The sequence below is a fragment of the Burkholderia arboris genome (assembly GCF_038723655.1).
In the GTDB taxonomy this organism is placed as follows: Bacteria; Pseudomonadota; Gammaproteobacteria; order Burkholderiales; family Burkholderiaceae; genus Burkholderia; species Burkholderia arboris.
Map to the genome: position 1 here is coordinate 1,447,589 of NZ_CP109821.1, position 17,281 is coordinate 1,464,869.

At 68.0% G+C, this 17,281-nt stretch carries 17 protein-coding genes; 9 read left to right on the forward strand and 8 right to left on the reverse strand.

What is annotated here, in order from left to right; all coding sequences use genetic code 11:
* Positions 1-4: 4 nt before the first annotated feature.
* From OHZ10_RS06840 to OHZ10_RS06850, 3 genes are all read right to left on the reverse strand, one after another.
* A complete protein-coding gene (locus OHZ10_RS06840) occupies positions 5-1,222 on the reverse strand; it encodes a transglycosylase SLT domain-containing protein (RefSeq protein ID WP_342704022.1) in 1,218 nt (405 codons plus the stop codon).
* A gap of 397 nt (positions 1,223-1,619) precedes the next feature.
* Positions 1,620-2,780, reverse strand: coding sequence for a porin (locus OHZ10_RS06845; RefSeq protein WP_059234912.1), 1,161 nt, complete (start codon positions 2,778-2,780; stop codon positions 1,620-1,622).
* 260 nt (positions 2,781-3,040) lie between these two features.
* The gene (locus OHZ10_RS06850) at positions 3,041-3,223 is read right to left on the reverse strand and encodes a hypothetical protein (protein WP_155627158.1); all 183 of its coding nucleotides are present in this window, start codon (positions 3,221-3,223) and stop codon (positions 3,041-3,043) included.
* Between the two features lie 40 nt (positions 3,224-3,263).
* On the opposite strand from OHZ10_RS06850, the gene OHZ10_RS06855 reads away from it, so the two are divergent.
* Genes OHZ10_RS06855 through OHZ10_RS06870 form a run of 4 tightly spaced genes read left to right on the forward strand, consistent with a single transcriptional unit; the run spans position 3,264 to position 8,214 of the window.
* Positions 3,264-3,773, forward strand: coding sequence for a sigma-70 family RNA polymerase sigma factor (locus tag OHZ10_RS06855; RefSeq protein WP_059234910.1), 510 nt, complete (start codon positions 3,264-3,266; stop codon positions 3,771-3,773).
* A gap of 3 nt (positions 3,774-3,776) precedes the next feature.
* Positions 3,777-4,763, forward strand: coding sequence for a FecR domain-containing protein (locus OHZ10_RS06860; RefSeq protein ID WP_256085866.1), 987 nt, complete (start codon positions 3,777-3,779; stop codon positions 4,761-4,763).
* Between the two features lie 54 nt (positions 4,764-4,817).
* A complete protein-coding gene (locus tag OHZ10_RS06865; protein WP_342704025.1) occupies positions 4,818-7,385 on the forward strand; it encodes a TonB-dependent receptor in 2,568 nt (855 codons plus the stop codon).
* Positions 7,386-7,440: 55 nt separating this feature from the next.
* On the forward strand, positions 7,441-8,214 hold the full coding sequence (locus OHZ10_RS06870; RefSeq protein ID WP_342704027.1) for a hypothetical protein: 774 nt from the start codon (positions 7,441-7,443) through the stop codon (positions 8,212-8,214).
* Positions 8,215-8,229: 15 nt separating this feature from the next.
* Here OHZ10_RS06870 and OHZ10_RS06875 read toward each other — a convergent pair whose 3' ends face one another.
* Entirely contained in the window at positions 8,230-9,120 is an 891-nt protein-coding gene (locus tag OHZ10_RS06875) for a LysR family transcriptional regulator (RefSeq protein WP_342704029.1), read from the reverse strand.
* Positions 9,121-9,232: 112 nt separating this feature from the next.
* Between OHZ10_RS06875 and OHZ10_RS06880 the strand changes: the two genes are divergently transcribed.
* Entirely contained in the window at positions 9,233-9,658 is a 426-nt protein-coding gene (locus OHZ10_RS06880) for a VOC family protein (RefSeq protein ID WP_059234901.1), read from the forward strand.
* Positions 9,659-9,788: 130 nt separating this feature from the next.
* On the forward strand, positions 9,789-10,373 hold the full coding sequence (locus OHZ10_RS06885; protein ID WP_342704031.1) for a flavin reductase family protein: 585 nt from the start codon (positions 9,789-9,791) through the stop codon (positions 10,371-10,373).
* A 39-nt stretch (positions 10,374-10,412) separates the two neighbouring features.
* Here the strand turns inward: OHZ10_RS06885 and OHZ10_RS06890 are convergent, their stop codons facing one another.
* On the reverse strand, positions 10,413-11,309 hold the full coding sequence (locus OHZ10_RS06890; protein WP_342704032.1) for a LysR family transcriptional regulator: 897 nt from the start codon (positions 11,307-11,309) through the stop codon (positions 10,413-10,415).
* Between the two features lie 97 nt (positions 11,310-11,406).
* Here OHZ10_RS06890 and OHZ10_RS06895 point away from each other — a divergent pair, with 97 nt between their 5' ends.
* Genes OHZ10_RS06895 through OHZ10_RS06905 form a run of 3 tightly spaced genes read left to right on the forward strand, consistent with a single transcriptional unit; the run spans position 11,407 to position 14,415 of the window.
* On the forward strand, positions 11,407-12,705 hold the full coding sequence (locus tag OHZ10_RS06895) for a citrate:proton symporter (protein ID WP_342704034.1): 1,299 nt from the start codon (positions 11,407-11,409) through the stop codon (positions 12,703-12,705).
* 40 nt (positions 12,706-12,745) lie between these two features.
* Positions 12,746-14,104: an acyclic terpene utilization AtuA family protein gene (locus OHZ10_RS06900; RefSeq protein ID WP_342704035.1), complete on the forward strand. Its 1,359-nt coding sequence runs from the start codon at positions 12,746-12,748 to the stop codon at positions 14,102-14,104.
* Complete coding sequence (locus OHZ10_RS06905; protein WP_059236821.1) at positions 14,104-14,415, forward strand: AtuA-related protein; 312 nt, start codon at positions 14,104-14,106, stop codon at positions 14,413-14,415. Before OHZ10_RS06900 ends, OHZ10_RS06905 begins: the two co-directional genes overlap by 1 nt.
* Positions 14,416-14,451: 36 nt before the next feature.
* On the opposite strand, the gene OHZ10_RS06910 is transcribed toward OHZ10_RS06905, so the two are convergent.
* The 3 genes from OHZ10_RS06910 to OHZ10_RS06920 all read right to left on the reverse strand — a co-directional run bounded on the left by OHZ10_RS06910 (position 14,452) and on the right by OHZ10_RS06920 (position 17,278).
* Entirely contained in the window at positions 14,452-15,273 is an 822-nt protein-coding gene (locus OHZ10_RS06910) for a carbon-nitrogen hydrolase family protein (RefSeq protein ID WP_059234891.1), read from the reverse strand.
* A gap of 266 nt (positions 15,274-15,539) precedes the next feature.
* A complete protein-coding gene (locus OHZ10_RS06915) occupies positions 15,540-16,367 on the reverse strand; it encodes a helix-turn-helix transcriptional regulator (RefSeq protein WP_342704036.1) in 828 nt (275 codons plus the stop codon).
* 107 nt (positions 16,368-16,474) lie between these two features.
* A complete protein-coding gene (locus tag OHZ10_RS06920) occupies positions 16,475-17,278 on the reverse strand; it encodes a LuxR C-terminal-related transcriptional regulator (RefSeq protein ID WP_342704038.1) in 804 nt (267 codons plus the stop codon).
* Positions 17,279-17,281: the final 3 nt, after the last annotated feature.

The following is a 17,281-nucleotide window of genomic DNA, read 5'->3' on the forward strand; positions in this document are numbered from 1 at the left end:
CGCGTCACTTCGAGATGTACCACAGTGCGTCCGTGCTGACGCGCGCGGGCTGAGCGGCCGCAGCCGGCGCCTGGACCGGTGCGGGCGGCGGCGTGTTCGACGTGATCGCCGTCGGCAGCGTGGCGGGAAGGTTTGCCGTCGACGGCGAGGCCGCCGTCGTGCCCGACGTCGACGGCGTATTCAGATACCACAGCGCGTCGGCCGACGCCGTGCGTTTCGCCGGCGTACCGGTTGCCGTGTTCGTGGCCGCATTCGTCGCCGTACCGGCGGCCGGCTTCTTCGATGCCGCGGCCGGGGCCGCACCTGCCGTGCCGGCCTGTGCGGTCATGCCCGCGGCCGCTGCACTGCGCTGCGCGCGCGCTTCGAACGCGCCGAGCTGGAAGATTAACGTTTGCGCGGGACGCGTCAGGACGGCATACGGAAACTGCAGCTCCCATGACATCAGCACGCGCCCGGCCGACGTCTCGGTGAAGATCGCCGGCACGTGCTTCATGTCGCTGAACTGCACGTAGATCCGCGCACCGTCGTCGAACACCTGGGTCGGCTTGGCCTGGTCGGCGCCCGTGACCGACCAGCCGAAGTTGTACGTGCCGGCCGGACCGGCGGGGCCGCCCTGCGGCGGCGGAGGCGGCGGGGCCGGAGACACCGTGCGCGGGCGCGTGACCGTCGACGCCGGCACGCTCAGGCTCGCGAACGGGTTGTACGCCTGTGCCTGTTGCGGCGGCGTAAAGGAAGGGGGCAGGATAGGCATGGGGGTATCCGGCGAATCCGGCATGGTCCGGATTGCATCATAGACCTTGCGCGCATACGCGAGGCGCTTGTCGGGCGACGCGGAGTTGTACGCGCCGATCGCGTTCCAGTTGGGGCCGAGCTGGCGGATGTTCTGCGACAGGATCCACGCGCCGACATACGCGTTCGTGCACGCATCGAACAGGCTTTCCCGCGTGATGCCCTCGCGCGCGAGCGTCGGCAGCCACGTGCTGTTGATCTGCATCAGCCCGATGTCGACCGTGCCGTTGGTATTCGTGTTGACCGCGTTCGGATTCATCCCCGATTCGACCTGCGCGATGCCGCGCATCAGGCTGACGCTCACGTGCTGGAACGTGGCCGCGTCGTCGAGGCAATCGGCCCGCGCGACACCGTGCAGCGCGCACGACATCGCAATCGTCGAGGCGATTTTCAGTGTTTCGCGGCTGATCGAACAGGTGGTATGACGCGGCATGGCAGGATGGGGCGGAATCCGGCCGCCCGGTGCAAGGAAATTACGCAGACGCGAAGTGTGCCATAGCGAGCAGACAAATGGCTCGCGTCAAACTTTCCTTTGCATTTGCCCGGGCGTTCGTCGCGCCTTTTTATCGCGCCGGATCATGCGGTGCGACGATCTCCGGCCGGTAAAAATGGCCGGTATTTGGCGCGAGCGCCAATACGATGGCGCCGACCGAAACCTGACGCGTTACGTCAGTCGTGGGGTGAAGCCGGCGACGAATCGCGCGAAAGGGAAATCGCCCGGCGGCGATTGGCGCGGTGAACGCACGCGATATAAAAAAACGGCGGCCGAAGCCGCCGTGTGCGCAATGCGGATTCGACCGGCCGCGCGCCGCGCAGCCGGCCGTTCGACATCAGAAGCGGTGACGCAGGCCGAGGTTGACCATCGTCTGCGAACTCGTGCCCGCGTAACCGTACGAGCCGATCGATGCCTGCGCGGCCATCGAGCCGCCCTTGCCGTCGCCGGTCTGGCCGCTCGCGTGCTGATACGCAGCGGTCAGGTAGACGTCGGTGCGCTTCGACAGGTTGTAGTCGGCGCCGGCCGATACCTGGTGATAGGTCGCCGACGTGTCGCCGCCCGAGCGCGTGTAGCTGTAGCCAACGCCGACGAGCAGCGCATTCGTCGCCTGGTAGTTCACGAAGCCTTGCCCCGTGTTGTAGTGCTCGTTCGAGCCGAACACCGAGCTTGCGTCGCGGCGGTACTGCGCGTTGCTGTAGCCGAGGCCGAACGTGAACGGGCCGGCGACGTACTGGCCCGCGATGCGCGCGATGCCGATCGAGTGGGCGCTCGCATAGCCGTTGTTGATCGGGCCGTCGAAGGTGCCGTCCGACGAGCTGGTCCAGCCGTTGCGCAGGCCGCTCGACGCGGGGCTGTTGGTCGCATGGAAGTAGCCGCCCGCGACGCTGAACGGCCCGTTGTTGTACGACACGGCAGCCGAGTACGACTGCGCGGCGCCGGTGCTGCCGGCAATGCCGCCGAACGAATACATCGCCGAGAACTGCAGGCCCGAATAGACGGCCGACGTGTACTTCACCGCGTTGTCGACGCGGAAGCTGTTGTCGTAGTTGTCGACGTCGCCCGGCGTCGCGAATACGCTGCCCAGATAGTTGTCGGCGGTGATGCCCTGCACGAGATCGACGAGCGGATCGTACTGGCGGCCGAACGTGAGCGTGCCGTAGCGGTCGCTCGTCAGCCCGACGAACGCCTGCCGGCCGAACATGCGGCCGCCCTGGCCTTGCCGGCCGTTGCTCGGGTCGAAGCCGTTCTCGAGCTGGAACAGCGCCTTCAGCCCGCCGCCGAGATCCTCGGTGCCTTTCACGCCCCAGCGGCTGCCGGCCAGGTTGCCTGCGCTGCTGTTGCCGAGCATCCACGCGTTGTCCTTGCCCTGCGCGTGGTTCACATAGGTGATCGACGTGTCGATCACGCCATACAGCGTGACGCTCGACTGCGCATGCGCGACGGGTATCGCCGCGAACGACGCGACGGAAATCAGCGAGAGGGTCGTGCGTTTCATTTCATCTCCTTGCGCATTGGCTTGTGTTCGTGATCCGGAATGGCAGGAGACTACAGAGCCGGAATAAAACGGCAAAAATGAAATTCTCCGGTGTGGTCTGATGCAGACGGAGACGTTCTTCGAAATTCACCATTGAGGGATTTGAATTATTGACGATCGCGTATCAATTGGTTTTCATTTCGCGATTTTCTCAGGGCATTTTGCGTCGCGCGTGATAATTCCGGGTGATTTTCGAGGGAATTGCCGTCGGCGGAATATTGTTATTGATCCGTCAAATCATTATTTAATGAATTGAATTGGCCGGGCTGTAATGAATGTGATAAACGCGCGCCGCGCGCGACCGCCGGCGGCATCGCGTCGTCGCGATCCGTCGCCGCCTCGTGGTCGTCGCGCACCGAAACCCGGGCTGCAAGCTTACTTTTGTATATAATAATCATTCTCATTTACAGAATCGTTGACGCCTGCGCACCCCGGAACCCGGCCATGTCCGCTGACAAGCTGTCTCTCCATCGAGAAATCGACGCCCTCTATGCCGGCCATCACGCGTGGCTGCGCGGCTGGCTGAGCCGGAAGCTCGGTTGCGCGCACCGCGCGGCCGATCTGGCGCACGACACCTTCATGCGCCTGCTTGCACGCGACGAGCCGATCGGCGCCGACGAGCCGCGCGCGTTCCTGACGACGGTCGCGCAGCGCGTGTTGAGCAATCACTGGCGGCGCGAGCAGATCGAGCGTGCGTATCTCGACGTGCTCGCGCAGCGCCCGCAGACGTATGCGCCGTCGCCGGAAGAGCGGGCTGTCGTGCTCGAGACGCTGCTCGAGATCGACCAGCTGCTCGACGGCCTGCCGCTCGCGGCGAAGCGCGCGTTCCTGCTCGCGCAGCTCGACGGGCTCACGCAGGCCGAGATCGCGCGCGAACTCGGCGTGTCGCTCGCGACGGTGAAGCGCTATCTCGTGAAGGCCGGCACGCAGTGTTTCTTCGCGATGGCGGCCTGACCGATGGCCGCCCCGGGAGCGCCGGCGGTCCCGCCGCACGTCGCGCGTCGCGCAGTCGAATGGTGGGTCGACGGGCAGTCCGGCCGTCAGGACGAAGCGTTCGCCGCGGCGCTCGCGCGCTGGCGCGCGGAGGATCCGTCGCACGACGCGGCCTGGCGTCATATCGAAACGATGCAGGGCCGCTTCGGCCGGCTCGCGGCCGGGCTCGACCCGCAGGCCGCGCACGCGGCGCTGCTGCCGCCGCGTGCGAGCCGCCGCCGCGCGGCCGTGAAGGCGCTGGCCGTGCTGCTGTTCGCGGGCGGCGCCGCGTGGATGGCCGAGCCCGCGCGGCGTGCGGCGATCTGGCCGGCCGACCTGCGCACGGCGGTCGGCGAGCGGCGCACGGTGACGCTCGCGGATCGTACGGTCGTCGTGCTCGATACCGACACGGCGCTCGACGTGCGTTTCGACGACGCAGCGCGCCACCTGCGCCTGCTGCGCGGCACGATCATGGTGACGAGCGGCCACGACGATCGCGTGCCCGCGCGGGCGCTGGTCGTGGCGACCGCGCAAGGCGAGTTGCGGCCGCTCGGCACGCGCTTCGCGGTACGGCAGCGCGACGATGCGACGCGCATCGAGGTATTCGCCGGCGCCGTGCGCGTACAGCCGGCCGACGGGGCGGCCGGCGCGCGCGTGATCGCGGCGGGAGAGGGCGCGGAGTTCACGCGCGACGCGATCGATGCACCGGCGCCGCTCGATCCGTATGCGTCCGCGTGGACGGGCGGCATGCTCGTCGCGTCGCGGATGCGGCTGGCCGATCTCGTCGCCGAGCTCGACCGTTATCGCCGCGGCACCCTGCGCTGCGATGCTGCCGTGGCCGACCTGCGCGTGTCGGGCACCTTTCCGCTCGACAATCCCGCACGCGTGCTCGACACGTTGAAGGCGACGCTGCCGATCGACGTTACCTACCTGACGCGTTACTGGGCGACCGTCGTGCCGGCCCGTTCGTGAGCTCATCGAAAAAAACTTTCGCCGGCCTGAGCTGTTTCTCGATGTTCGCGTGACATGGGTATTGAAAGCAGCACTGGCCCATCGCCCACCGACTCTTCGATCATGGTTTCCATCCGCCTCACGTATCGGCGCCGTCCGGCGCCCGCCCGTCACCTGCCGCGCGCATCGCGCCCGGCCGCGCCGGGCTGTCTTGCATGCCGACTGGCCGGCGCCGTCCTGCTGTCGGCGCTGCTGCCGCTCCCCGCGCTGGCCGACACCGGCGCCGACGCGGCGCCCGCCGCGCAGCGTGCGTCACGCCGCGCGTTCGACATTCCGGCCGGCCAACTCGAAGCGGCGCTGAACCGGTTCGGGCGCGAGGCGGGCATCCTGCTCGCGTTTCCGGCCGAGATGACGGCCGGACTGACGAGCGGCGGCGTGCGCGGCCGGTTCGACGTCGACGGCGCGTTCGACCGCCTGCTGGCCGGCACGGGGCTCGTCGCGCTGCGCCAGCCCGGCGGCGGCTACACGCTGACGCGCGCCGGCGGTTCGGCGGCCCGGCCCGTGGCGGCGGGCGCCGCGCCGGCCGCCGAGTTGCCGGCGATCGACGTGCGCACCAGCGCGTTGCGTGCCGAAAGCTATCGCGCGCCGAAGGAAGCCGGCGTGCTGCGCTCGGAGATTCCGTTGCTCGACACCGCACAGGCCGTCAACATCGTGCCCGCGCAGGTATTGCGCGACCAGCGGCCGCGCAATCTCGACGACGCGCTCGGCAACGTGAGCGGCATCACGCAGGGCAACACGCTCGCGGGCACGCAGGACACGATCATGAAGCGCGGCTTCGGCGGCAACCGCGACGGCTCGATCATGCAGAACGGCATGCCGCTCGTGCAGGGCCGTGCGTTCAACGCGGCGGTCGACAGCGTCGAGGTGCTGAAGGGGCCGACGTCGCTGCTGTACGGGCTGATGGATCCGGGCGGCATGATCAACGTCGTCACCAAGCAGCCGCAGCTCAAGCGTTACAACGCGATTTCGCTTGGCGCGTCGACGTTCGGGCACGGCAAGAACGGCGGCAGCGTGACGTTCGATTCGACCGGGCCGGTCGGCGATTCGCGACTCGCGTACCGGCTGATCGTCGACCAGTCGAACGAGCAGTACTGGCGCAACTTCGGCGAGAACCGGCAGACCTTCGTCGCGCCGTCGCTCGCATGGTACGGGCGCGATACGCAGGTCGCGGTGTCCTACCAGTACCGCAAGTTCCATTCGCCGTTCGATCGCGGCACCGCGCTCGATCCGCGCACCAATGCGCCGCTCGACATTCCCGCGCGGCGGCGGATCGATGAGCCGTTCAACAACATGGACGGCGAATCGCATCTCGCGCAACTGACCGTCGATCACCAGTTCAACGCGGACTGGAGCGCGCACTTCGGCTACAGCTACAACCGCGAAACCTACGACGCGAACCAGTTGCGCACGACGGGCGTCGATCCGGTGAAGGGCACGATGACGCGCAGCAACGATGCGACGCACGGCTCGCTCAGCACCGACAGCTACGGGATCGGCTACGTGAACGGCAAGCTGACGCTCGCGGGGATGCGGCACGACGTGCAGGTCGGCTTCGATACCGAATACCGCCGCATCTATCGCAAGGACATGCTGCGTCAGGCCGTGAAGACGCCGTTCAGCTATGTCGATCCGGTGTACGGGCTGCTGCCGCCGTCGAGCACGGTGTCCGCGAGCGACAGCGACCAGACCGACACGCTGCACGATGCGTCCGCGTTCTTCCAGGATACCGTTCACCTGACCGACAAGTGGATCGTGTCGGGCGGGATCCGCTACATCACGTACAACCAGGTCGCGGGGCGCGGCCGGCCGTTCAAGGCGAACACCGACCTCAGCGGCTCGAAGTGGCTGCCGCGCGCGGGCATCGTCTACAAGTGGACCGATGCGTTCTCGCTGTACGGCAGCTATTCGCAGTCGCTGAAGCCGTCGTCGTCGATCGCGCCGATGACGGGCTACATCATCGACGGCGCGACGCCGCCCGAGGAAGCGACCGCGTGGGAAGTGGGCGGCAAGCTCGACCTGCCGGGCGGGATGACCGGCACGCTTGCGCTGTTCAACATCGACAAGAAGAACGTGCTCGTGTCGCAGTACAACGACACGACGAAGCTGACCGACTGGCGCACGTCGGGCAAGGCGCGCTCGCGTGGTGTCGAGCTCGACGTGTCGGGCAAGATCGGCGAACGCGTGAACGTGATCGCGAGCTATGCATACATCGACGCGAAAACGACCGAGGATCCGCTGTATGCGGGCAACCAGCTGTGGAACGTCGCGCGCCACACCGCGTCGCTCGCGGCCGTCTACGACTTCGGCACGGTGACCGGCGGCGACGACCTGCGCATCGGTGCGGCCGCGCGCTATGTCGGCGCACGGCCCGGCGATTCGGCGAACAGCTTCACGCTGCCGTCGTACGTGCTCGCCGACGCGTTCGCGACCTACGACACGCGGATCGGCAAGCAGAAGCTGTCGTTCCAGCTCAACGTGAAGAACCTGTTCAACCGCACCTACTACCCGTCGAGCGCGAACCGTTACTTCGTCGCGATCGGCGACGCGCGACAGGTGTCGCTGCTGACCACGCTGCAGTTCTGACCATGCACTTGCCGCGCGGCCGCCATGCCGGCGCGCGGCGTCGGAGAACCCCCTGATGAACCTGAAGATGAAGACCGGCGCCGCGCGCGCCGTTGCCGACGGCGCACGGCGCCGCGCATTGCGCGCGATCGCGGGCTCGGTGCTCGCACTGTCCGCTGGCCTCGGCGCCGGCGTCGCGGTGCCCGCGTGCGCCGCCGATGCGCCGCCGGCGGTTACGCGCGTCGCGATGCTCGTGCAGTTGCGCGGCCCGAACCTGAAGGTCGACGAACGCATCAGCCAGCATCTCGGCGAACGCGGCTACGCGGTGCGCCTGATCGACGAGTCGGCCACGCCCGATGCGGCGCGCGACGCCGACGTGATCGTGATCTCGTCGACGGTATCGTCGAAGAACGTGCGGCCCGGCTGGCGCACGCTCGACAAGCCGCTCGTCACCTGGGAAAACGACCTGCTCGACGATCTCGCGATGACGGGCAAGCGGCACGACGTCGACTTCGGCGAAACCGGCAAGGAGCGCTACCTGTGGCTCGTCAATGCGCCGCATCCGATTGCGGCCGGCTTGCCGGCCGGCGCAACCAACGTGTACGGCAAGCAGGCGCCGATGAGCTGGGGCAAGCCGGGGCTCGGCGCGATCACGATCGCGACCGTGTACGGGCAGCCCGACAAGGCCGCGATCTTCGCGTACGAGAAGGGCGCGACGATGGACTACGAAGCGCTCGCGCCGGCGCGGCGCGTGATGTTTTTCCTCGACAACGACACGTTCACGAACCTGTCGCCGGCGGGCGTCGCATTGTTCGACGCGGTGCTCGACTGGGCGGCCGGGCGGCGCTGAGCCGCCACGCGCAGGTCAGGCCGGCCGCGGCGGCGCGCCGACCCGCGACGCGTCTTCGATCAGTTGCACCAGCTGCTGCGCAGGTTCCGACATCGTGCGCCGCGCGCGATGCACGAGCCCGATGTCGCGGTGGAACGTGTGATGCCCGAGGTCGATCGCGCGGACGCCGGCAGGCCAGCGGCGATACACGGCGGTCTGCGGCACGATCGCGACACCCACGCCGTTCTCGACCAGCTTGACGATCGCATCGAGTTCGTCGAGTTCGCAGGTGTCGCGCACCGCGATGTGCATCTTGCGCAGAAAGCGATCGACCTGGCGGCCGCCGAACGACGCGCGGTCGTAGCGGACGAACGGCTCGCTCGCGAGCAGCTCGGCCCAGTCCTTGCCTTTCACGCCGCGCGGCACGATCAGCCGGAACGGTTCCTGCGCGAGCGTCGTCCAGTGCAGGTCGCTCTGCAGCGAAAACGGCGGGCGGATGATCGCAGCCATGTCGATCTCGCCCGCATCGACCCGGTTGACCAGCTCGATCGACAACCCCGGGATCACGCGTGTCCGGCACGCGGGATGCCGGCGATGGAAATCGGCCAGCGCGGCCGGCAGCAGCGCGCTCTGCACCGACGCGATCGCGCCGATCGTCACGCGCACGGCGGCGGGCGAGCCGGGCGCCGTCGAGCTCAGGTTCTCGTACAGGCCGATCAGCGCCTGCGCCTGGTCGAGCACGTGATGACCCATCTCGTTGAGCCGCGCCGACCGGCCTTGCCGGTCGAACAGCGCGAAGCCGAGCTCGGCCTCGAGGCGCTGCATCTGCGCGCTGACGGCCGCCTGCGTGAGCCCGATACGATTGCCGGCGGCGGCGAACGTGCCTTCCCGGGCGACGGCGACGAGGGTTTTCAGCTCGCGGATCATTCATCAATTCCGTTTGTGAATCGCGAAATTATATATTGATTTAATTTTTGCTTGACCTTGTCTACCATGGTGCCGTCCTCGCGCCACGCGAGCGTTCCTTCACGAGGCAACCATGAGTCTTTCCCCGTTTCACCTGGCGATTCCGGTCTACGACCTGCCGGCCGCGCGCGATTTCTACGGCCGCGTGTTCGGGCTGGAAGAGGGGCGTTCGAGCGCGCAGTGGGTCGACTTCGACTTTTACGGGCACCAGCTCGTGATCCACGCGCATCCGAAGACCGCGTCGCAGGAAGGCGCGCACACGAATGCGGTCGACGGGCACGACGTGCCGGTGCCGCATTTCGGGATCGTGCTCGACTGGCCGAGCTGGGAAGCGCTGGCGGAGCGGCTGCGCTCGTTCGGCGTGACCTTCGTGATCGAGCCGTATGTGCGCTTTCAGGGGCAGGTCGGCGAACAGGCGACGATGTTCCTGTTCGATCCGTGCGGCAATGCGCTCGAATTCAAGGCGTTCCGCGACATCGGCCAGCTGTTCGCGAAGTGACCGGCGGCGCCGTCAGCGCCGATTGAATTTGGGTGCGAGAATGCGGCCTCCGGCACGTGCGCGCAGGTGCGCCGGCCGGCGCCGCGCCGCACGGCATCCGTCCGTGCGCGCCGTTCTCCAAGGAACCCGTATGGACCGTCACATCGCTCCGGTGGAGCTGAAGAAAGCCTACCGTCTCCTCAACCACGGCCCGACCGTGCTCGTGTCGGCCCGTCACGGCGGCGTCGACAACGTGATGGCTGCCGCGTGGGCGTGCGCGCTGGACTTCCTGCCGCCGAAGCTGACGGTCGTGCTCGACAAGTCCGCGAAGACGCGCGAGCTCGTCGAGCGCAGCGGCACGTTCGCGATCCAGGTGCCGACGGCCGCGCAACTGCAGCTCACGCATGCGGTCGGCAGCCACAGCCTCGCGGAGCGGCCCGACAAGCTGCGCGAAGCGGGCGTCACGCTGTTCGACGTCGAAGGGCATGACCTGCCGTTCGTCGCCGGCTGCTCGGGCTGGCTCGCATGCAAGCTGATTCCCGAGCCGCACAACCAGCAGACCTACGACCTGTTCATCGGCGAAGTGGTTGGTGCATGGTCCGATACGCGCGTGTTCCGCGACGGGCACTGGTATTTCGAATCGGCCGATCCCGCGCTGCGCAGCCTGCACTACATCGCGGGCGGCAATTTCTATGCGATCGGCGAATCGCTGCACGTCGATCCGGACGCGCAGTAAGCGCCGGGCGACCGGCCATTCCCCATCAGGGCGCGCGATTCACGCGCGCTTGTTCAATTCCGCGAGCATGGTTTCGGCGAACGCCTGCGCGACGCGCGGCAGCGTGCGCCCGCGTTTCGTGACGAGCGCGATCGGCCGCACGAACGCGGGATCGTCGATCGGCTTCGCGACCAGCTCGGGCTCGGCGCGCACCTCGCGCGCGGTCGCGGGCAGGATCGTCACGCCGAGGCCGCCGCGCACCATCGCGACGGCCGTCATCATGTAGGTCGGTTCGCACGCGATGTCGGGGGTGCAGCCGGCCGCCTCGAGCGCGGCATCGACGACGCTGCGCACGCTGGTGCCTTGCGCGGTGAGCACGAGCGGCACGCCGGCGACGTCGGCGGTGGTGACGCGCCGCTTGCGCGCGAGCGGATGATCCTTCGGGCACACGGCAACGAGCCGGTCGGTGCCCGCATACAGCACCTCCAGCGACGCATCGAACGTGTCGCCGCCGGTCAGCCCGAGATCGGCTTCCTCGTTGCGCACGAGCGCGGTGACGAGACTCGCGACGCCATCGCGGATCTCGAAACCCGCGCGCGGCACGTCGCGCCGGAACGACTGGATCAGCTCGGGCAGCATGCTGGATGCAAAGGTCGGCAGGCACGCGAGCCGCACCGTGCCGCTCGTGCCTTCGCCGAGCGCGCGCGCATCGCGCAGCACGCGCTCCATGTCGTCGAGCGAGCGCTGCAGCAGCGGCAGCAGTTCGCGCCCGGTCTGCGTGAGCGCGACGCTGCGGCTGTTGCGGTCGAACAGGCGCGCGCCGACGATTTCCTCGAGCCGGCGGATCTGCACGGTCAGCGCCGGCTGCGACAGGTGCAGGCGCGCGGCCGCGCGCGTGAAGTTGCCGGCCTGCGCGACGGTGACGAACGCGCGAATGTCGCGAAGATTCAGATCCATAACGGTTCGTGATTGCTGCGATCAAATCATTTCAATTGTGCTATCGCTGCGCCGACCTTACGCTCGTCTCCAACAAAAGACAAGGTAGGAGACACGGATGCTGCCGTTACTCGGGCTTGGCACGATCGTCGTGCTGCTGGCCGCGATTCTGTCGAAGCGGATGTCGCCGCTCGTCGCGCTGATCATCGTGCCGATCGCCGCGTCGCTGATCGGCGGCTTCGGGCTGCACACCAGCAAGTTCGTCATCGACGGGCTGAAGGGTCTCGCGCCCGTCGTCGGGATGTTCGTGTTCGCGATCCTGTATTTCGGGACGATTACGGATGCCGGCACGCTCGACCCGATCATCGACCGGATCCTGCGCGCGGTCGGCACGCGGCCGACGCGCATCGTGATGGGCACGACGCTGCTCGCGCTGCTGATCCACCTCGACGGCTCGGGCGCCGTCTGCTTTCTCGTGACGATTCCGGCCGTGCTGCCGCTGTACGACCGGCTGAAGATGGACCGGCGCGTGCTGGCCGCCGCCGTGTCGATGGCGGCGGGCATCAATTTCCTGCCGTGGACGGGGCCGATGATCCGCGCGTCGGCGTCGCTGCACCTGCCGGTGTCGGCGCTGTTCAATCCGCTGATCCCGGTGCAGGCGATCGGGCTCGCGTTCGTGTTCGGCGTCGCGTACTGGCTCGGGCGGCGCGAGGAGAAGCGGCTCGGCCTGTCGCGCGGCGATGCGTCGATCCCGCTGCCGACACGCGAACTGACGCCCGACGAACTGGCGCTGCGCCGGCCGCATCTGTTCTGGTTCAACCTCGTGCTGACGCTCGTCGTGCTCGGCACGATGGTCGTGATGGGCGAGAAGATCCCGCCCGCGATCATGTTCATGGTCGGGCTGTGCATCGCGCTGATGGTGAATTACCCGGACGTCGACATGCAGCGAAAGCGCATCGACGCGCATGCACGCGCCGCGCTGATGATGGCCGGCATCCTGCTCGCGGCCGGCGTGTTCACGGGGATCATGCAGGGCAGCGGGATGCTGAAGGCGATGGCGCAGGCGGCGGTCGGCTTCGTGCCGCCGTCGATGGCCGGCCACATTCCCGTGGTGCTCGGCCTTGCGTCGATGCCGCTCAGCATGCTGTTCGACCCGGATTCGTTCTACTTCGGCGTACTGCCGGTCATCGCGGAAGTGGCCGGCCAGCTGGGCGTGCCGGCCGTTCAGGTCGGACAGGCCGCGCTGCTCGGCCAGATGACGACCGGGTTTCCGGTCAGTCCGCTGACGCCCGCGACGTTCCTCGTCGTCGGCCTGTGCGGCATCGAGCTGGCCGAGCACCAGAAATTCACGTTTCCGCTGCTGTTCGGCGCGTCGATCGTGATGACGATCGCATGCGTCGTGCTGGGCATCTTTTGATTTTTACCGGCGGCGCAAGCCGCCGGACGACGGGACGGACATGACAGCAAAGCAACCTGAACGGCGCGTGCGCATCGGCGCGGGCGCCGGCTACTCGGGCGACCGGATCGAGCCCGCGGTCGAGCTGGCCGAACACGGGCAACTCGACTATCTCGTGTTCGAATGCCTGGCCGAGCGCACGATCGCGATCGCGCAGCAGGCGCGGCGCAAGGATCCGGCGCTCGGCTACGACCCGTTGCTCGACGCGCGGATGCACGCCGTGCTGCCGGTCGCGGCGGCGAAACGCGTGCGCATCGTGTCGAACATGGGCGCCGCGAACCCGCGCGCGGCGGCGCGGCACACCGCGCAGATCGCGCAGTCGCTCGGTATCGCGGGGCTGAAAGTCGCGGCAGTCGAAGGCGACGACGTGCTCGACGTCGTGCTGCGCGGCGCGTTCCGTTTCGAGGAGTCGGGCGACGAAGTCGCCGCGTATCGCGATCGCATCGTGTCCGCGAATGCGTACCTCGGCGCCGCGCCGATCGTCGACGCGCTCGCGGCAGGCGCGGACATCGTGCTGACCGGGCGGGTCGCCGATCCGTCGCTGTTTGCCGCGCCGCTGATCCACGCGTTCGGCTGGCGGATGGACGACTGGGACACGCTCGGGCAGGCGACCGTCGTCGGCCATCTGCTCGAATGCGCCGGGCAGGTGACGGGCGGCTATTTCGCGGATCCCGGCTACAAGGACGTGCCGAACCTGGCGCGGCTCGGCTTCCCGATCGGCGAAGTCGCGGCTGACGGTTCGGTCGTGGTCACGAAGGTGCCGCACGCGGGCGGCCGCGTGAGCGCGGCGACCTGCAAGGAACAGCTGCTCTACGAGATTCACGATCCGGCGCGCTATCTGCAACCCGATGTCGTCGCCGATTTCACGCATGTGGCGGTTGCCGAGGAGGCGGCCGACCGCGTGCGCGTGACGGGCGGCCGTGGAAGCGCGCGACCCGATACGCTGAAGGTGTCGGTTGCTTACGTCGACGGCTGGATCGGCGAAGGCCAGATTTCGTACGGCGGGCCGGGCGCGCTCGAACGTGCGCGCCTCGCGCGCGACATCGTCCGCGAACGGCTGGCGCTGACCGGCGTCGCGGCGACCGAGTGGCGCTTCGACCTGATCGGCATCGATTCCCTGTATGGCGACGCAACGCCGGCCGAGCGCGGCGAGCCGGCCGAGGTGCGCGTGCGGGTGGCCGGCCGTACGGCGAGCGCCGCCGAAGCCGCGCGGATCGGCAATGAAGTCGAGACGCTCTATACGAACGGGCCGGCCGGCGGCGGCGGCGCGTTCAAGTCGGCACGCGAGGTGATCGCCGTGCAGTCGGTGCTGCTGCCGCGTGCGGCCGTGACACCGTCGTTTTCATTCGTGGAGGCATGATGCAACTGCGTGAACTCGCGCATGCGCGCACCGGCGACAAGGGCAATACGCTGAACGTATCGGTCATCTGCCGCGATCCGCGTCATTTCGATCATCTGCGCGCGCATCTCGATGCGCAAGCGGTGAAGGCATGGCTCGCGGGCATCGTGCACGGCGACGTCGTGCGCTACGAACTGCCGGCGCTCGGTGCATTCAACTTCGTGCTGCGCGATGCGCTCGGGGGGGGCGTGACGCGTTCGCTCGCGCTCGACGCGCACGGCAAGTCGGTCAGTTCGGCGCTGCTGGCGATCGAGGTGCCCGATCCGGCGTGACGCGTGGCGTCGCCGCCGCGGGCAGGCAGGTGCGGGTCACGGAATCAGCAGCTCGCGACGTCCGTTCGCGTGCTCGATGCGTTCGCCAGCGATATGCAGGCGCTGATCTCGCCGATAGTCGTAGACCGCGCGCGATGCGGCGAGCTGGTCGAAGTCGAGTTCGAGCGCATGACGCGATTCGGTGTTGCCGGCTTCGAACATCACGTTGCCGTACGGATCGACCGCGAGGCTGCCGCCCGCGAACACGACGTCGTGCGTGCTGTCGCCGACGCGATTGGCGACTGCCGCGAACACCTGGTTCTCCATCGCGCGCGCCGACACCGACGTGCGGTGGACGTTGCGGTACGGCTCCATGTTGCCGTCGGTCACGAGGATCAGCTGGGCGCCGAGCGCGGCGAGTGCGCGGCCGGTTTCCGGGAATTCGCTGTCGTAGCAGATCAGCAAGCCGATCCGGACGCCGCGCCATTCGACCGTTGCGTAGCGGTCGCCCGGCAGCACGACGCCGTGCTCGCTCACCCACAGGTGCGTCTTGCGATAGCGCAGCGCGATGCCGTCCGGCGTGACGAACACGGTCGTGTTGTAGAAGCGTCCGCCGTCGTTCTCGATCAGCCCGACCACAACCGCCACGTCGCGTGCGCGCGCAGCCGCAATGACCGCGCCGACGCTCGGGCCGTCGAGCGGCTCGGCGACTTCCGCGAGATTCGACGGATCGAGGAAGCCGGTGAGCTGCGCTTCCGGAAACATCACGATGTCGGTGCCGGGCGCGCAGGTCGCGATGGCGTCGAGCGTGCGCTGCAGGTTGTAGTGCGTGTCGCCGTCGCGGCCGGCGAGCTGGACGATGTCGAGCTTCAGTTTCATGGGCGGTTTCGGGAGCAGTGGCCCGTCGCGACACGCGGCGGAGCGGTTGGAAACAGGGCCTAGTATGCGCCGATCCTTACGGTTTCCCATCCCGCCGACGCGTTAACCCGTCGGGGGTATTGAACTCGCGACAGGTATCGACGGAGGCGTGAACGGATACGGAAATCAGTGGCTGCCGGAGGGCGTCGTGAACGGGCGAGTACCGACCGAATCCGCAAGGACGCCCGGACGGCGCGGTCGATAGACGGGATCGGCGCGCGAAACGCTCAGCCGTCGATCAGCGCCCAGTCGAACAGCGCGCTGCGCGTGCGCACGCCGAGCTTCGCGAACGCGCGCTTCACGTAGGTTTCGGCGGTCGAGTGGCGGATGTCGAGCAGGGTTGCGGCTTCCGGCACCGAGCGGCCGCTCAGCAGAAGCTTGCAGATTTCCTGCTCGCGGCGCGACAGGCGCACGTCCTGGCGCGCGATGCGCGTGTCGAAGCCGTGATGCGACGGCGCGTGGCTGGCCGCCGGCGCGATGCGGCGCGCGGCGCACGAGCGCGCATGCATTTCGAGCAACGGGAACAGCAGGTCGGACATCTGCCGCAGGTGGAACAGCTCGTCGCGGCTGAATGCGGCCTGGCCGGTCGAGCGCGTGACCGACAGCGCATACTGGACGTTCGCATTGCCGTGCACGAGCATGCATTCCTGCGTGACGCGCTGTTCGTCGAAGAAGCGCCGGCGGAAATCGCCGTCGGGCAGTCCGCCGACGTGCCGCTGCAGCAGCAGCGTGCCGGTCGTGCCGCGCACCGGCTCGATGAGCGGATCGGTTTGCCAGAAATCCAGATAGTACGCATCCATCAGCGCGCACAGCTCCTGATACCGGTCACCCCAGCTCCCGAGCCATTCGATCAGATAACCCGACGCGGCGCCCGGGTCGGGCCGCCAGCGTTCGAGATGGATCGCGTCGGTGACGAGGCTCTCGTTGACGAAGCGGGCGACGGCATCGGCGAACCCGGCGGTGCCGGCCGCCCGGATCGTATTGCCGAGTGTCTGCGGCCGCACGCCGATGACAGGGCCGGCGTGGCCGGGTGAAGCGGGTGGAGAGAGGTGCATCGCGGGGTGCCCGGGAGGCTGAACGATACGCGGACCTTACGCGAGCGGCGTGCGGACGTCAGCCGGGGATTGCCCGCGTCTGGGCCAGATCGCGGCGGCGCTGCGCATCACGCATCGGTCTGCGCCTTCAGGAACAGCGAAAACAGTTCCGACTGCGAATTGATCGAGAGCTTGGCGTAGATGTTGCGCCGGTGCACCTTGACGGTTTCCGCCGAGATTTCCAGCTTGTTTGCGACTTCCTTGTTCGAGCGACCGCTCAGGATCAGCCGGATCACGTCGAGTTCGCGGGCGGTGAGCGGGGTGCCGAGCCTGGCCATCGCGTGCTCGAAGCGGTGACTCGCGTCAGCACCGGCGCCGGCCGGGCGCGACGGCGCGGATTCGGCGGGTGTCCGCTCGTACGCGAGGCGCTGGCGCATCAGCGCGACGATCCACGGCCGCACCAGGTCGAGCAGTGCCACTTGTTCGGGGCTGAAGCGCCGCTTGCTGCCGAGCGACAGGCACAGCGTGCGCGTGTCGTCGAGCACGACGTTGAACTGCACCTCGTCCTCGACGACGTTGTGCGTGAAATAGCGCGTGTAGTACTCGGTGTCGCGAAAGCACTCGGGCGCGACGTCGGACAGCCGGAACAGGCCGCTGGCCGGCGCATCGCGGTTCGCGATGTAGAACGGATCCAGCAGGTACAGGCCCTGCACGTAGTCGCGAAACAGCGGGTCGGGGCCGCCGCCTTCGTACGCGCATTCGGCGAACACCAGCGGGCGGCCTTCGCCGAACATCAGCGCCACCCAGCTGTCGACCGCGACGTATTCCTCGATCAGCCGGATCAGCGACAGCCAGAAGCCCGGCTGGTCGAGCGACTCGATGAGCCGCCCGACCGAGCGGTGCCAGGCGACGTCCTGCAAGGTCAGGTTCATGCG

Excerpts from the sequence above, each read along its gene's own strand:
- OHZ10_RS06880 (WP_059234901.1), top strand. The coding sequence starts at position 9,233 with ATGAGTCTTTCCCCGTTTCACCTGGCGATTCCGGTCTACGACCTGCCG.
- OHZ10_RS06900 (WP_342704035.1), top strand. The coding sequence starts at position 12,746 with ATGACAGCAAAGCAACCTGAACGGCGCGTGCGCATCGGCGCGGGCGCC.
- OHZ10_RS06885 (WP_342704031.1), top strand. The coding sequence starts at position 9,789 with ATGGACCGTCACATCGCTCCGGTGGAGCTGAAGAAAGCCTACCGTCTC.
- OHZ10_RS06895 (WP_342704034.1), top strand. The coding sequence starts at position 11,407 with ATGCTGCCGTTACTCGGGCTTGGCACGATCGTCGTGCTGCTGGCCGCG.
- OHZ10_RS06905 (WP_059236821.1), top strand. The coding sequence starts at position 14,104 with ATGCAACTGCGTGAACTCGCGCATGCGCGCACCGGCGACAAGGGCAAT.
- OHZ10_RS06915 (WP_342704036.1), bottom strand. The coding sequence starts at position 16,367 with ATGCACCTCTCTCCACCCGCTTCACCCGGCCACGCCGGCCCTGTCATC.
- OHZ10_RS06870 (WP_342704027.1), top strand. The coding sequence starts at position 7,441 with ATGAACCTGAAGATGAAGACCGGCGCCGCGCGCGCCGTTGCCGACGGC.
- OHZ10_RS06890 (WP_342704032.1), bottom strand. The coding sequence starts at position 11,309 with ATGGATCTGAATCTTCGCGACATTCGCGCGTTCGTCACCGTCGCGCAG.
- OHZ10_RS06875 (WP_342704029.1), bottom strand. The coding sequence starts at position 9,120 with ATGATCCGCGAGCTGAAAACCCTCGTCGCCGTCGCCCGGGAAGGCACG.
- OHZ10_RS06910 (WP_059234891.1), bottom strand. The coding sequence starts at position 15,273 with ATGAAACTGAAGCTCGACATCGTCCAGCTCGCCGGCCGCGACGGCGAC.
- OHZ10_RS06850 (WP_155627158.1), bottom strand. The coding sequence starts at position 3,223 with ATGAGAATGATTATTATATACAAAAGTAAGCTTGCAGCCCGGGTTTCG.
- OHZ10_RS06845 (WP_059234912.1), bottom strand. The coding sequence starts at position 2,780 with ATGAAACGCACGACCCTCTCGCTGATTTCCGTCGCGTCGTTCGCGGCG.
- OHZ10_RS06865 (WP_342704025.1), top strand. The coding sequence starts at position 4,818 with ATGGGTATTGAAAGCAGCACTGGCCCATCGCCCACCGACTCTTCGATC.
- OHZ10_RS06860 (WP_256085866.1), top strand. The coding sequence starts at position 3,777 with ATGGCCGCCCCGGGAGCGCCGGCGGTCCCGCCGCACGTCGCGCGTCGC.
- OHZ10_RS06920 (WP_342704038.1), bottom strand. The coding sequence starts at position 17,278 with ATGAACCTGACCTTGCAGGACGTCGCCTGGCACCGCTCGGTCGGGCGG.
- OHZ10_RS06840 (WP_342704022.1), bottom strand. The coding sequence starts at position 1,222 with ATGCCGCGTCATACCACCTGTTCGATCAGCCGCGAAACACTGAAAATC.
- OHZ10_RS06855 (WP_059234910.1), top strand. The coding sequence starts at position 3,264 with ATGTCCGCTGACAAGCTGTCTCTCCATCGAGAAATCGACGCCCTCTAT.